This window comes from Streptomyces sp. Z26, from assembly GCF_003665095.1.
In the GTDB taxonomy this organism is placed as follows: Bacteria; Actinomycetota; Actinomycetes; order Streptomycetales; family Streptomycetaceae; genus Streptomyces; species Streptomyces phytohabitans.
In genome coordinates this window covers 373,480-386,746 of sequence record NZ_RCHV01000002.1, presented here as the reverse complement: position 1 = coordinate 386,746, position 13,267 = coordinate 373,480, and the positions used below count along the sequence as shown (strand labels likewise).

General features: G+C 73.2%; 15 protein-coding genes, 6 tRNA genes and 1 pseudogene. 13 read left to right on the top strand and 9 right to left on the bottom strand.

The window, feature by feature from the left end; genetic code table 11:
- Positions 1-29: 29 nt before the first annotated feature.
- The gene (locus D7M15_RS01785; protein ID WP_121515863.1) at positions 30-1,181 is read left to right on the top strand and encodes a phosphotransferase; all 1,152 of its coding nucleotides are present in this window, start codon (positions 30-32) and stop codon (positions 1,179-1,181) included.
- A gap of 8 nt (positions 1,182-1,189) precedes the next feature.
- Entirely contained in the window at positions 1,190-1,495 is a 306-nt protein-coding gene (locus D7M15_RS01780) for a zf-TFIIB domain-containing protein (RefSeq protein ID WP_121515862.1), read from the top strand.
- A 187-nt stretch (positions 1,496-1,682) separates the two neighbouring features.
- Here D7M15_RS01780 and D7M15_RS01775 read toward each other — a convergent pair.
- The 4 genes from D7M15_RS01775 to D7M15_RS01760 all read right to left on the bottom strand — a co-directional run bounded on the left by D7M15_RS01775 (position 1,683) and on the right by D7M15_RS01760 (position 2,024).
- A tRNA-Val gene (locus D7M15_RS01775) sits at positions 1,683-1,754 on the bottom strand.
- Between the two features lie 25 nt (positions 1,755-1,779).
- Positions 1,780-1,851: transfer RNA gene (locus D7M15_RS01770), tRNA-Val, on the bottom strand.
- A gap of 1 nt (position 1,852) precedes the next feature.
- Positions 1,853-1,923 (bottom strand) — tRNA-Cys (locus D7M15_RS01765).
- 28 nt (positions 1,924-1,951) lie between these two features.
- Positions 1,952-2,024, bottom strand: a tRNA-Gly gene (locus D7M15_RS01760).
- Positions 2,025-2,142: 118 nt separating this feature from the next.
- Between D7M15_RS01760 and D7M15_RS01755 the strand changes: the two genes are divergently transcribed.
- From D7M15_RS01755 to D7M15_RS01745, 3 genes are read left to right on the top strand one after another with little or no spacing between them, the layout of a single operon-like run.
- Positions 2,143-3,273 (top strand): chorismate-binding protein, encoded by a 1,131-nt coding sequence (locus D7M15_RS01755; protein ID WP_121515861.1) that lies wholly within the window; start codon positions 2,143-2,145, stop codon positions 3,271-3,273.
- Positions 3,270-4,091 (top strand): aminodeoxychorismate lyase, encoded by an 822-nt coding sequence (locus D7M15_RS01750; protein ID WP_121515860.1) that lies wholly within the window; start codon positions 3,270-3,272, stop codon positions 4,089-4,091. Before D7M15_RS01755 ends, D7M15_RS01750 begins: the two co-directional genes overlap by 4 nt.
- A gap of 16 nt (positions 4,092-4,107) precedes the next feature.
- Complete coding sequence (locus D7M15_RS01745; protein WP_121515859.1) at positions 4,108-4,950, top strand: GNAT family N-acetyltransferase; 843 nt, start codon at positions 4,108-4,110, stop codon at positions 4,948-4,950.
- 22 nt (positions 4,951-4,972) lie between these two features.
- On the opposite strand, the gene D7M15_RS01740 is transcribed toward D7M15_RS01745, so the two are convergent.
- Entirely contained in the window at positions 4,973-5,479 is a 507-nt protein-coding gene (locus D7M15_RS01740) for a DsbA family protein (protein WP_121515858.1), read from the bottom strand.
- Between the two features lie 111 nt (positions 5,480-5,590).
- On the opposite strand from D7M15_RS01740, the gene D7M15_RS01735 reads away from it, so the two are divergent.
- Together D7M15_RS01735 and D7M15_RS01730 are read left to right on the top strand one after the other, a co-directional pair.
- Entirely contained in the window at positions 5,591-6,088 is a 498-nt protein-coding gene (locus D7M15_RS01735) for a hypothetical protein (protein WP_121515857.1), read from the top strand.
- Between the two features lie 69 nt (positions 6,089-6,157).
- Positions 6,158-6,337 (top strand): hypothetical protein, encoded by a 180-nt coding sequence (locus D7M15_RS01730; RefSeq protein WP_121515856.1) that lies wholly within the window; start codon positions 6,158-6,160, stop codon positions 6,335-6,337.
- Between the two features lie 25 nt (positions 6,338-6,362).
- Here D7M15_RS01730 and D7M15_RS01725 read toward each other — a convergent pair whose 3' ends face one another.
- Entirely contained in the window at positions 6,363-6,926 is a 564-nt protein-coding gene (locus D7M15_RS01725) for a CGNR zinc finger domain-containing protein (protein WP_121515855.1), read from the bottom strand.
- Positions 6,927-7,100: 174 nt separating this feature from the next.
- Positions 7,101-7,514 carry an SsgA family sporulation/cell division regulator gene (locus D7M15_RS01720; RefSeq protein WP_003959770.1) on the bottom strand — a complete coding sequence of 138 codons (414 nt, stop codon included), beginning with the start codon at positions 7,512-7,514 and terminating at the stop codon, positions 7,101-7,103.
- 190 nt (positions 7,515-7,704) lie between these two features.
- Here D7M15_RS01720 and D7M15_RS01715 point away from each other — a divergent pair.
- From D7M15_RS01715 to D7M15_RS01700, 4 genes and pseudogenes are all read left to right on the top strand, one after another.
- Positions 7,705-8,022: pseudogene (locus tag D7M15_RS01715) on the top strand (TIGR02611 family protein); the annotation flags it as partial.
- 40 nt (positions 8,023-8,062) lie between these two features.
- Positions 8,063-8,134 (top strand) — tRNA-Val (locus D7M15_RS01710).
- Positions 8,135-8,223: 89 nt separating this feature from the next.
- Positions 8,224-8,733, top strand: coding sequence for an SRPBCC family protein (locus tag D7M15_RS01705; RefSeq protein WP_121515853.1), 510 nt, complete (start codon positions 8,224-8,226; stop codon positions 8,731-8,733).
- A gap of 42 nt (positions 8,734-8,775) precedes the next feature.
- Positions 8,776-8,847, top strand: a tRNA-Val gene (locus D7M15_RS01700).
- A 91-nt stretch (positions 8,848-8,938) separates the two neighbouring features.
- Here D7M15_RS01700 and D7M15_RS01695 read toward each other — a convergent pair.
- Both D7M15_RS01695 and D7M15_RS01690 read right to left on the bottom strand, forming a co-directional pair.
- Entirely contained in the window at positions 8,939-9,601 is a 663-nt protein-coding gene (locus D7M15_RS01695; RefSeq protein ID WP_121515852.1) for a response regulator transcription factor, read from the bottom strand.
- The gene (locus D7M15_RS01690) at positions 9,589-10,749 is read right to left on the bottom strand and encodes a histidine kinase (protein WP_206337304.1); all 1,161 of its coding nucleotides are present in this window, start codon (positions 10,747-10,749) and stop codon (positions 9,589-9,591) included. The genes D7M15_RS01695 and D7M15_RS01690 overlap by 13 nt, the downstream gene beginning before the upstream one ends.
- Before the next feature lie 160 nt (positions 10,750-10,909).
- Between D7M15_RS01690 and D7M15_RS28345 the strand changes: the two genes are divergently transcribed.
- Both D7M15_RS28345 and thrS read left to right on the top strand, forming a co-directional pair.
- Positions 10,910-11,086 carry a hypothetical protein gene (locus D7M15_RS28345; protein ID WP_165906184.1) on the top strand — a complete coding sequence of 59 codons (177 nt, stop codon included), beginning with the start codon at positions 10,910-10,912 and terminating at the stop codon, positions 11,084-11,086.
- A 147-nt stretch (positions 11,087-11,233) separates the two neighbouring features.
- Positions 11,234-13,213 carry a threonine--tRNA ligase gene (thrS, locus tag D7M15_RS01685; RefSeq protein WP_121515851.1) on the top strand — a complete coding sequence of 660 codons (1,980 nt, stop codon included), beginning with the start codon at positions 11,234-11,236 and terminating at the stop codon, positions 13,211-13,213.
- The last annotated feature ends 54 nt before the right edge of the window (positions 13,214-13,267 follow it).

Here is a 13,267-nt window from a genome sequence, read left to right as displayed (position 1 = left end):
ACGGGCCCGCCCGCGTACGATCCGGCCGCATGCAGCAGCACGACGCCCCCGACCCGACCGCGCTCACCACCGCACTCGCCGGTCTCGTCCGGGCGGACCGCGGCGGACATGGCGCCCCACACCCCGGACCACCCGGCCCGGCGACCGACCCCCTCGTGCTCGCCGACCGCGCGGACGGCACCGTCGTACGGCTCGGCGACACCGTCGCGAAGGCCCACGCCCCCGACTGCGACGCGGCCGAACTCGCCCTGCGGCTGCGGGTCGCCGCCCACCCCGACCTGGCCGGTGTCCTCCTGCCGCCGCTGCCGCCCGGCACGGTGGCCCGGCTCGACGACGGTCGCGCGGCGACGCTCTGGCCGTACGGCGTACCCGTCGACCCCGACGCCCCGGACGACGCCCCGTGGGAGGCGGCGGGAACGCTCCTCGCGCACCTGCACGCCGTACGCCCCGACGCGCTCCGCCGGAGCCTCGGCTGCGGACCGCTGCCGACGGCGCGCGGCCCGCTGAAGGCGGCGCGCGCGGTGGAACGGATGCGCGCGGCACTGACCGCACCTGCGCCCGCGCCCGTCCGTGCCCGCCCGCCGGAACCCGCGTCCGCGCACGCCACCACCCCGCACGCCGTCGCCGCTCACCTCGTGGAACGCGTTTGGGCCGGTCTCCCCGCCTGGTGCCGCGCCGAGGCGGGCGCCGGGCCGCCGGGTACGGACGTGCCCCCTACGCCCGCCCTCTGCCACGGGGACTTCCACCTCGGGCAGTTGGTCCGCGCGCCCGCCCCGTACGGCCCCTGGCGGCTCATCGACGTGGACGACCTGGGCACCGGCGACCCGGTCTGGGACCTGGCGCGGCCCGCCGCCTGGTTCGCGGCCGGGGTGCTGCCGCCGGAGGCGTGGCAACGCCTGCTGCACGCCTACCGGTACGCGTCCGCCGAGCGCGGCGGCGACCCGTGGGCGGACGACCCCTGGCCCCGACTCGACGCCCCCGCCCGCGCGTTGACCGCCCAGACGGCTGCCACGGCGGTGGCGAAGGCGGTCGCGGAGGCCCGTCCGTTCGACGCGTACGAGGAGGCGTTGGTGTCCGCCTGCGCCCGTATTGCCGCGATACCGGAACACGGACGGGGGGACGGCCGTACGCTTGTCCGGCCCGCGCGTCGTACGCCGGGGAAGCGAACGCCGAGGAGATGAATCCGACGATGCAGTGTCCCAAGTGCCGTGCGCCGATGCAGTCGTTCTCACGCAGCGGGGTCCAGATCGAGCAGTGCAGCGGCTGCCGGGGGATCTTCCTCGACTACGGCGAGCTGGAGGCCCTCAGCCGCTTCGAGGCGCAGTGGTCGCAGCAGGCACCCCCGCCCGCGCCGCCCGGCCCCGGCGCGCAGTCGTACCCGTCCCCGCCCGCGCCCGCATGGGGAGCGCCGCAGCAGGGGCACCACGGACATCACGGCCACCATGGGCACCACGGCCACCAGCGTGGCTTCGGCCGCATGCTGTTCTCGTCCTGACCGCGACCGGCGACAGGCGACCGGCCCCGATCTCCCGGCGGCCGGGTCCGGGCTCCTCACGGAACGGTAACGATACGCAAGAGGTCCCGTCCGTACGGAAGTTGACGCCCGACGGACGGGGCCGACCGGCCTGACCGGCGCCACGAGAAAGCCCCCGACCGCGTGAGCGGCCGGGGGCTTTCCTCTGTGCGCGATACTGGGATTGAACCAGTGACCTCTTCCGTGTCAGGGAAGCGCTCTCCCGCTGAGCTAATCGCGCGGGACGGTCCACGATAGCGGACCAGTGGACGATACTGGGATTGAACCAGTGACCTCTTCCGTGTCAGGGAAGCGCTCTCCCGCTGAGCTAATCGTCCGAGGTGGAGACGGGATTCGAACCCGTGTAGACGGCTTTGCAGGCCGTTGCCTCGCCTCTCGGCCACTCCACCATGCCAGGGTTCACAGTACCCCGATCCGAGCGGACGACGAGATTCGAACTCGCGACCCCCACCTTGGCAAGGTGGTGCTCTACCAGCTGAGCTACGTCCGCAGATGTCCTTCCCGGTGCGTTGCACCCGGCGACGTGTTGAACTTTAGCGGATTCGGCGACCAGCTCAAATTCGCTTTCCCCCAAACGCCTCCCGAAGCCCCCCTCCTACACTCGTCCCGTGTCCGTTCCCGCGCCTCTCGCCCGCTTCGGCGGGCTCGTCGCCACCGACCTGCGCGACGTCACCGACGACCCCACCGCCCTTGATTCCACGGGCTGGTGGGCGGTGGTCGCCACGTTCGAGGGCGGGCTCACGTGCGCGCGCTTCGGCGACGTACGGCCCGACCCCGGGCACGTCCGCGCCGTACGGAATTCGCCCGCGTCCTGGCGCGGACCCGCTCCCGGAGACTGGACCGGTTCGCTGGACCGGGACGCGTACGTCGCGGGCGTGCGCCGCGTACGGGAGCACATAGCCGCCGGTGACGTGTACCAGGCGAACCTCTGCCGCGTCCTCACCGCGCCCCTGCCCGACCCGGACCCGGCCGCGAGCGACGTCGACCGGCTCGCCGCGCTGCTCGCGCGCGGCAACCCCGCCCCGTACGCGGGCACCGTGCGCCTCCCCGCGCACGGCGTGGAGGTCGCCACCGCCTCGCCCGAACTCTTCCTCCGCCGCGACGGCGACAACGTCAGCTCCGGCCCGATCAAGGGCACCGCGCGCACCGCCGCCGAGCTGCTGGAGAAGGACCACGCGGAGAACGTGATGATCGTCGATCTCGTACGGAACGACCTCGGCCGCGTCTGTACGCCCGGCACCGTCACCGTCCCGGCGCTCTGCGCCGTCGAACCCCACCCCGGCCTGGTGCACCTCGTGTCCACCGTCCGCGGTGAACTCGCCCCGGACCGCCGCCGCCACGCCTGGGCGGCGCTGCTGGCGGACACGTTCCCGCCCGGCTCGGTCACCGGCGCCCCCAAGCACCGTGCCCTCCAACTGATCGGCGCGCTGGAGACGGCGCCCCGCGGCCCGTACTGCGGCGCGATCGGCTGGGTCGACGCCGACCGCCGTACCGGCGAACTGGCCGTCGGCATCCGTACGTTCTGGATCGAACGCGGTCTGCCCGCCGGTCCCGTCCTGCGCTTCGGCACGGGCGCGGGGATCACCTGGGGCTCCGATCCCGTACGGGAGTGGGAGGAGACCGAGCTGAAGGCGGACCGGCTGCTCGCGATAGCGTCGGGGGAGTACGGGGAGGAGGGCGCGTACGGCCACGGCGCCCGTGTCGGCCACCCCGCCCGCGACGAGAGGACGACGACGTGAGGATCTGGCTCGACGGCGCCCTGCGGGACGCGGACAGCGCCCGGGTCTCGGTGTTCGACCACGGACTGACCGTCGGGGACGGCGTCTTCGAGACGGTCCGCACCGACGACGGCACGCCTTTCGCCCTCACCCGTCACCTCGACCGCCTCGCCGTCTCGGCCCGCGGCCTGGGCCTGCCCGAGCCGGACCTCGACGAGGTGCGCCGCGCCTGCGTCGCGGTGGCCGAGGCGAACCCGGCGCGGCTGGGACGGCTGCGCGTCACGTACACCGGCGGCCCGTCGCCGCTCGGCTCCGACCGCGGGACCGACGGCCCGACGCTCGTCGTCGCCCTCAGCGAGGCGGCCCGCCGCCCCGACACCACCGCCGTGATCACGGTGCCCTGGCCGCGCAACGAGCGCGGCGCGCTCGCCGGGCTGAAGACCACCTCGTACGGGGAGAACGTGGTCGCCCTGGCCCGCGCCCGCCGGGAGGGCGCCACGGAGGCGCTGTTCGGCAACACCCTCGGCCGTCTCTGCGAGGGCACCGGCTCGAACGTCTTCGTCGTCCTGGACGGCGAGTTGCACACCCCGCCGCTCGCCTCCGGCTGCCTCGCGGGCGTCACCCGCGCGCTGGTCGCGCGGTGGTGCGGGGCGCGCGAGACGGACCTGCCGCTGGACGTGCTGGACACCGCCGACGAGGTCTTCCTGACCTCGACCCTCCGCGACGTGCAGGCCGTCCACCGGGTCGACGGGCGCGAACTGCCGGGCGCACCCGGCCCGGTGACTGCCAAGGCCATGCGCGTCTTCGACGAGCGGTCCGCCGCCGACAGCGACGTCTGAGCCCGGACGCGGACCGGTGACCACCACCCTGCGCCCCAGCGGCCCCGAGGAGCAGACGGCGGACGGCGCGCGCTCCCGTACGTACGCCGTCTGCGACAACGCGCGCGCCGTCGGCACCCTCCGGCTCTCCGTCGACACCCGGTACGGCCTGCGCACCGGCCGCATCGCGGAGCTGGCCGTCGACCCGCCGGAACGCCGACGCGGGCGCGCCGCGATCGCCCTGCTGGCCGCCGAGGAGGTGCTGCGGGGCTGGGGCTGCGCGCGGGTCGCGGCGACCGTACCGGCGGACGCGGAGGGCGCGTCGGTGCTCGCCGGGGCGCTCGGTTACGTCGAACGCAACCGCACCCTGACCAAGCCCCTCACCCACCCCGTCGACGACCCGGCGCCCGCCCCCGGCACCCTCCGCCCCCTGGCCGAGCAGGACTTCGCCGCCTGGCGGGAACGCGACGGCCGCCGCCAGGTCGCGGCGCTCACCGACCGCGGCGTACCGGCCGACCGCGCCGGCACGCTGCTCGCCGACGAACTCCGCGCGCTGCTGCCGGACGGCCCGGCGACCACCGGGATGCTGCTGCGCGTCCTCGTCCACGACGGCGCGGACGTCGGCACCCTGTGGCTCTCCCCGTCCGCCTCGCCCCGCCCGGCCGCGGACGCCTGGGTGTGGGGGGTCGAGGTGCACGACGCGTACCGCCGCCACGGCCACGGCCGTACGCTCATGCGCGCCGCCGAGCGGGCGTCCCGCGACGCGGGCGCCTCCGCGCTCGGGCTCAACGTGCACGTCGACAACGCCCCCGCCCGGCGGCTGTACGAGTCGCTGGGCTACCGCGCCGCCGAGCACCACCTGGAGAAGCGCCTGCTGTGACGCGCGGCTCGCGAGCCGGAGGTCAGCGCCCGAGCAGCCGGTCCGCGATCCCCGTGATCCGCTCCCGCAGCCCGTCCTGGCTCCTGCCGCCGTGCAGCACCTCGCCGTCGATGACGTAGGTGGGCGTGCCCGTCACGCCGATCGCCTTGCCTTCGGCCTGGTCCGCGTCGACGATCAGCAGGTGCCGCCCGTCGATCAGCGCGGTCTCCAACTCGTCGGCGTCCAGACCCACTTCGGCGGCCACCTCGACGAGCAGCGGCTCGCCGCGCGCGCCCAGCTCGCCGGTGCGGCCGAGCACGGCCTCGGTGAACGCCTCGCCCCGCCCCTGCGCGTACGCCTCCTCGGCCGCCTGCGCGGCGGCGTACGCGTGCTTGTGCTTCTCCAACGGGAAGTGCCGCAGCTGGATCTCCAGCGCGTCCCCGTACCGCTCGCGCAGCGCGTGCAGATCGGCCAGGGCGCGGTGGCAGTCGGGGCACTGGAGCTCGCACCAGAAGTCGAGCACGGGTCGTACGTCGGAGGAGTCGCTCATGCCCGTCAGTCTCCCACCCAGGGAGGAGGCGCCCCGCAGATCCCCCTGAGGGGCGCCCGGAATATCCGGCCGGGCATGGCCCGTACCGCCCGTACGGTGCACGATGGAGACATGCTCATCACGACCGTGTGCGCCGCGCTCACCGCGGCCGGTCTCGCCGTCGCCTTCCTGACGGCGTACCGGCGCCGCTTCGTCACCGCGACCCGTGTCGCGGCGTTCGCGCTGCTCCCCCTCGGGCTGGCGATGGCCGGTCTGGTGGAGCTGGGCGGGAAGGTCGGCAAGGCCGTCGGCAAGTGGGCCGCCGATCTGGTCCTCGACCCCCAGGTGTGGTCCGGCGTCGGCGTGCTCGCGGTGGCCGTGGTGCTGTTCGTCGTGGCGCACGTCGCGGGCGCGCGCTCCACCGCGCGCACCGGCGACGGCGGGTCCCGCAAGGAGCGCCGGGCGGCGGTCCGCGCGGAGCGCGCGCAGGCGCCCGCGCCCGGCGGGCGGGCCCCAGCGGTGGGCTCCGGCGGGAAGGCGGGGGCGAAGCCGTCGGGAGGCTCCGGCGGCGCGGGCGCGGCGGACGACTTCAGCGACATCGAGGCGATCCTGAAGAAGCACGGAATCTGACGAACTGCACTGTTGCGACGGGCGTGTTGAGCACCTCCCGGCGGGTGATTGCGCGATCATCACGGCGAGATGCACCACACCACGCAGGACCGCGCAGGCGAGTTCCCAGAAGCGCCCCACGAGACCCCGTTCAGCACCGAGCCCCGGGGGTGCCTCTACGCCCTCTCGCAGCCGCCGCTGATGTTCTTCCTCGCCTTCATCGGCTGCCTGCTCGCGATAACCAGCGCGTACGACCTGTTCCTGCTGTGAGCGGCCCCCGCGCGGCCCTCCCCGCCTACGCGGTCTCCGCCGACTCCCGCTGCCGCGCCCGGTACGCCGCGACGTGCAGCCGGTTCCCGCAGGTACGGGAGTCGCAGTAGCGCCGGGAACGGTTCCGGGAGAGGTCGATGAACGCCCGCGGGCAGTCGGGCGCCTCGCACCGCCGCAGCCGGTCCCGTTCGCCCGCGACGATGATGAACCCCAGCGCCATCCCGCCGTCCGCGGCGAGGTGGTGCGCCACGGACGCGCCGGGCGCGAAGTAGTGCACGTGCCAGTCGTAGCCGTCGTGGTCCGTCAGCTGCGGTGTCGTGCCCGCCTCGGCCACGAGCCCGTTCACCAGCTCGGCGGCGGTACGCGCGTCGGGTGCGGCGAAGATGCGGGCGAAGCGGTCCCGTACCGACCGTACCGCCAGGACGTCGCTCTCGGTGAGATCCCCGACACCGCTTACGTCGTTGCGCTGCGCGAAGTCGCGGAGGTCGGTGACGCTGGCGAGGGCGTCCGGCGCGTCGCCGTCGGGGGCCGTGTTGAGCAGGTCGACCACATCGTCGAGTGCGCACTGGGTGTCGTGATTGATCTGCACCGTCGCTCCTGGCCTGGCCGTTGCGGTTCCGATGGCCCACGAGCCTAGCCCCTCGCGCACGCGGCGGCGCCGCTCCCGCGGGTGACCCGAGGGAGCGGCGCCGTCATCGGCCGTATACGGCCACCGGCCCCAGCCGTCGCCCCGAGTCGGACGGCTGTGGCGGACCGGGGGATCTCAGCTCTCGGCGAGGATGTGCGAGAGCTCCGTGTCCAGATCGAAGTGGCGGTGCTCGGTGCCGGGCGGCACCGCGGCGTCCGTTCTTTTCAGGAAGGATTCGAGGGCCCGCGCGGGGGCTTCGAGCAGGGCCTCGCCCTCCGGGGAGCTGAGGGCGATGCAGACCACCCCCTGACCGTGGCTACGGGAGGGCCAGACCCGGACGTCACCCGTGCCGGTGGGCCGGTGGAGCCCCTCGGCCAGGAGGTCGCGGGCGAAGACCCACTCGACGGTCTCCTCGGCACCGGTGTGGAAGGTGGCGTGGACGGCGTACGGGTCGGCGGTGTCGTAACGCAGGCCCGCGGGTACAGGCAGTGAGGACTCGCTTGAAACAACGAGGCGCAGGTGCAGCTCGCAGCTGACCGTGGTGTTCATAAGCGCCAGGGCCTTTCGCTCAGTGTGCGCTCGGGGATTCGCACGTCGGCGAAATCGACATGCCACCTACGGGTGGGTTGTAAACCCCTCTGACCGATTTGTGAAGGTTAAGGTCCTTCGTATGGCCTAGGTGGATTTTGTCCCGTACCGCCGTTCGGGTGATGCCTGAACGGTCCGGTAGGTTTGCCGGATGGACGTGGAGACGGACACCAAGGATGAGGAGCGCCCGCTCGGCTCGCGGGCGCCGCGATTCGTCAGGGCCAGCCGCCCGCTGCACCTGAGCTGGCAGGTCGGTGTCTTCCTCGTCGGTCTCGCGATCGTCGTCACGGGGGTCATCCTCCTCCCGCTGCCGGGGCCCGGCTGGCTGATCATCTTCGGCGGCATGGCGGTCTGGGCCACCGAGTTCGTCTGGGCGCAGCTCTGCCTGCGCTGGACGAAGCGGAAGGTCGGCGAGGGCACCGCCTGGTGGAAGCGGCGCAGGCTGGAACGGGCGGCGCGCAAGCAGTCATGAGCACCCGCTGACATGGGGTAATGTGATCGCCACGCGAGGGCGATTAGCTCAGTGGAAGAGCACTTCGTTCACACCGAAGGGGTCACTGGTTCGAACCCAGTATCGCCCACAGACGGACCGGCGTCCGGCAGCCCGTAGGGGGCTCCCGGAGCCGGTCCTCCGTGCGTCCGGCCCCGGGTACGGCAACCGGGAGCGCCCGTGACCAGGTCCTGGCACCACTACCGTTTCCACTCCGTCTGGCTGCTCGACGCCCCGCCCGCCGCCGTCTACGACGTGCTGGCGCGCGCCGAGGAGTACCCGTCCTGGTGGCCGCAGGTTCGCGAGGTGACGCCGCTGGGGGAGGACTCCGGCGAGGCGCGCTTCCGGTCGCTGCTCCCGTACGACCTGCGGGTGACCGCGCGGGCCGTGCGGCAGGACCCGGACGCCGGGGTGTTGGAGATCGCGATGAGCGGCGACCTGGTGGGCCGGGCGCGATGGACCCTCACCGGCGAACGCGGCGGCACCCGCGCCGACTACGCGCAGGAGGTCGAGGTGCGCAAGCCGCTGCTGCGGCTGCTGGCGGTGCCCGGACGGCCGCTGTTCCGGGCCAACCACGCGCTGATGATGCGGTCGGGGCGGCGGGGGCTGCGCGCACGGCTGCGCGGTCTTCCGTGGGGGAGTGCTCCGTACGGAAGCGGACCGGACGAAAGTGGTTTGGATGAAGGGTGAGCGGCACGGTATGGTTCTGCCCGTGCCCAGCGCACGAGTCCCGGGCGATTAGCTCAGCGGGAGAGCACTTCGTTCACACCGAAGGGGTCACTGGTTCGATCCCAGTATCGCCCACGCTGTCGACAGGCGGCGCGGACCACGGAAGACGTGGACCGCGCCGCCTTCGTCATGCCCGCCCCCGCTCCCGCCCCGGCGGGCGCGCGGATCAACCGGCCGCGCGGCCGTCCGCGTTGAGGTAGGCGAGGACCGCCAGGACGCGGCGGTGGCCGCTGTCGCTCGGCGGCAGGTCCAGCTTCGAGAACACGTTCCCGATGTGCTTGCTGACCGCCCGTTCGCTGATCACGAGCCGGGCGCTGATCTCCGTGTTGCCGTGGCCCTGCGCCATCAGCCGCAGCACCTCCGTCTCGCGCGGCGTCAGCGTCTCCAACGGGTCCTCGCGGCCGTGACGGGCGATCAGCTCCGTGACCACCTCCGGGTCCAGGGCCGTACCGCCCGACGCCACCCGTTCGAGTGCCTCCAGGAACTCCTCGACCCGGCCCACCCGGTCCTTCAGCAGGTAGCCCAGGCCGCGGACGCCCGCGGACAGCAGCTCCGCCGCGTACGCCTCCTCGACGTACTGCGACAGCACCAGCACCGGCAGGTCGGGGAGTTGGCGGCGGGCTTCCAGGGCGGCGCGCAGGCCCTCGTCGCGGAAGCCGGGCGGCAGCCGTACGTCCAGGACGGCCGCGTCCGGGCGTTCGCCGAGGAGGGCGGGCAGCACCTCCGGGCCCGTCGCGGCGACGGCGGCGACCTCGTGGCCCGCGCTGGTGAGGAGCAGGACGAGCCCCTCGCGCAGCAGGGCGTTGTCCTCCGCGATCACCACGCGCACGGCAGCTCCACCTCGATGACGGTCGGTCCCCCGACGGGACTCGACAAGGCTACGGTGCCGTCCAGCGCCGCCACCCTGCGCCTCATGCCCAGCAGCCCGGTGCCCCGGCTCTCCTCCGCGCCGCCCCGGCCGTCGTCCTCCGCGCGTATGCGCATGACCTTGTGCGACGTACGGTCCAGGACCACGGCGACGCTCGTGCCGCCGCTGTGCTTCGCGGCGTTCGTCAGGGCCTCCGCGACGACGAAGTACGCCGCCGCCTCCACCGCCGCCGGTGCCCGCGGCGCCGCCGCCACCCCCGGGTCCGCCACGGTGACGCGCAAGGGGTGCGCGCCCGCCAGGGCCCGTACGGCACCGGTCAGGCCGCGGTCGGTCAGTACGGGCGGGTGGATGCCCCGGACCACGTGCCGCAGCTCGGCAAGAGCCTCCTCCGCCTGCTGCTGCGCGTCGTCGAGCAGCGCGCGGCCCTTCGCGGGGTCCGTCGCGTATGCGCGCCGGGCCAGGCCGAGTCGCATGGTCAGCGCGACGAGGCGGGCCTGGGCGCCGTCGTGCAGGTCCCGTTCGATACGGCGCAGTTCGGCGCTGTGCGCGGCGACGGCGCCCGCCCGCGTCATCGACAGCTGCTCGACCCGCTCCGCGAGGCGGGCGCTGGGGGAGGGGCGGAGCAGGGCCGCCGTCCAGTACGCCTCCAGGTCGGCCAGCGAGCCGAACAGCGGCAGCAGCAGGGGGCGTTGCCGCAGCAGGCCGCACCAGATGCCGTCCACCAGCAGACTCACCGGCCACAGCAGCACCGCCACGCACAGCAGCGCGATGCCGTACAGCACCTGCGTGGCCACCCACAGCATGTCCCGCCAGGTGCCCGGGTCGGAACTCGCCGTCCGTACGCGCTCGGTGAGGGAACCGCTCAGCGGCAGGTAGTGCTTGGGGACGATCTCCATGCCGAGCCGTTCCCCGGCGCGTACGCGGGCGAAGCCGGCGAGGCGGCGCAGCGCGAGCACCGCCTCCGGCCACGAACCGGCGCCGATCAGCAGCAGGGCCATCACCGTGCAGAGGATGAACAGGGGGATCGCCACGTAGCAGACGAGGGAGAGCGCGAAGCCCACGAGCAGATGACGGAACGCCTGCCACGCCTCGACCAGGGGCTCTCTCATGGGCTCACCGTATGCGAGGCGCGCGGGGCGGCGCAGGGCGCTGCGCCGCCGCGGTGGTGGAGCGGGCTCCACCACGGGCGCGGGAGCGCGCACCATCGCGGGGCGGGCGGCCGGGACGTAGCGTCGTACCGAAGTACGGACAGGACGACGGAGAGAACCGATGAACCCGGTCAAGGGCATGCTGTGGGCGGCGCTGCTGTTCTGCCTCGGCGCCAACTTCACGGCGAACACCGAGATGGCGGGCGGACCGCTGGAGGTGCTGGCCTCCGTGCTCACCGGCTTCGGCGTGCTGGGGGCGATCATCGGGCTCGTACTGCTGCGGCGGGTGTCCTCGTAGCGGGCCCGTGCCGGGGTCCGCCCCCTGCCGTGACGTCGGCCGGTGGCGGAGGGGCAAACCGTTTCGCGGAGAGGGGACCGCGCTCGGTACGATTCCTGCTGCGCGGCGCCAGCTCGCGCGACCCCGTCAGAGTGTCAGGAGAGACCGGTGGCAGACGTCCGTGTGATCATCCAACGCGATTCCGAGCGGGAAGAACGCGTGGTGACCACGGGTACCACGGCGGCGGACCTCTTCCCCGGCGACCGCACCGTCGTCGCCGCCCGCGTCGCCGGGCAGCTGCGCGACCTGGCGTACGAGGTCGCGGACGGCGACGAGGTCGAGCCCGTCGGCATCGCCAGCCAGGACGGCCTGGACATCCTCCGGCACTCCACCGCGCACGTCATGGCGCAGGCGGTGCAGGAGCTGTTCCCGGCGGCGAAGCTCGGCATCGGGCCGCCCGTCAGGGACGGCTTCTACTACGACTTCGACGTCGAGGAGCCCTTCACCCCGGACGACCTCAAGCGCGTCGAGAAGAAGATGCAGGAGATCCAGAAGCGCGGCCAGCGCTTCTCCCGCCGCGTCACCAGCGACGACGCCGCCCGCGCGGAGCTGGCCGACGAGCCGTACAAGCTGGAGCTGATCGGCCTCAAGGGCTCGGCCGCCGAAGCCGCCGAGGGTGCCTCCGCGGAGGTCGGCGCCGGTGAGCTGACCATCTACGACAACCTCGACGCGAAGACCGGCGAGCTGTGCTGGAAGGACCTCTGCCGCGGCCCGCACCTGCCGACCACCCGCAACATCCCCGCGTTCAAGCTGATGCGCAGCGCCGCCGCGTACTGGCGGGGCAGCGAGAAGAACAAGCAGCTCCAGCGGATCTACGGCACCGCCTGGCCGACCAAGGACGAGCTGAAGGCGTACCTGGAGTTCCTCGCGGAGGCCGAGAAGCGCGACCACCGCAGGCTCGGCACCGAGCTGGACCTCTTCTCCATCCCCGAGGAGATCGGCTCCGGACTGGCCGTGTTCCACCCCCGGGGCGGCATCATCCGCCGCGTGATGGAGGACTACTCGCGGCGGCGCCACGAGGAGGCGGACTACGAGTTCGTCTACACCCCGCACGCCACCAAGGGCACGCTGTTCGAGAAGTCCGGGCACCTCGACTGGTACGCCGACGGCATGTACCCGCCCATGCAGCTCGACGAGGGCCAGGACTACTACCTGAAGCCCATGAACTGCCCCATGCACCACCTGATCTTCGACGCGCGCGGCCGCTCGTACCGCGAACTGCCGCTGCGCCTCTTCGAGTTCGGGACCGTCTACCGCTACGAGAAGTCCGGCGTCGTGCACGGCCTCACCCGCGCCCGCGGCTTCACCCAGGACGACTCGCACATCTACTGCACCCGCGAGCAGATGGCGGACGAGCTGGACTCGCTGCTGACCTTCGTGCTGAACCTGCTGCGCGACTACGGCCTGGACGACTTCTACCTGGAGCTGTCCACCAAGGACCCGGAGAAGTTCGTCGGCACGGACGAGGTGTGGGAGGAGTCCACCGAGGCCCTCCGCCAGGCCGCCGCGAAGCAGGGCCTGGATCTGGTCATGGACCCGGCGGGCGCCGCGTTCTACGGGCCGAAGATCTCCGTGCAGGCCAAGGACGCCATCGGCCGCACCTGGCAGATGTCCACGATCCAGGTCGACTTCAACATGCCGGAGCGCTTCGACCTCCAGTACACCTCGGCCGACGGCTCCCGGCAGCGCCCCGTCGTCATCCACCGCGCGCTCTTCGGGTCGATCGAGCGGTTCTTCGCGGTGCTGCTGGAGCACTACGCGGGCGCGTTCCCGGCGTGGCTGGCGCCCGTGCAGGCCGTCGGCATCCCCATCGGCGACGACCACGTGCCGTACCTCCGGGAGTTCGCCGCCGAGGCGAAGCGCCGGGGGCTGCGGGTGGACGTCGACGCGTCCGCGGACCGGATGCAGAAGAAGATCCGGAACGCGCAGAAGGCGAAGGTCCCGTTCATGGTCATCGTCGGTGACGAGGACATCGCCAACGACGCGGTGAGCTTCCGCTACCGCGACGGCTCGCAGAAGAACGGCGTGCCGCGCGCCGACGCGCTCGCGGAGATCCTGGACGCCGTGGAGCGGCGCGTACAGGTCTGAGCCGGACGCCGGGGCGCCGTACGGGGCCCCGGCACCGCCGGTCGGGGCGCGGGC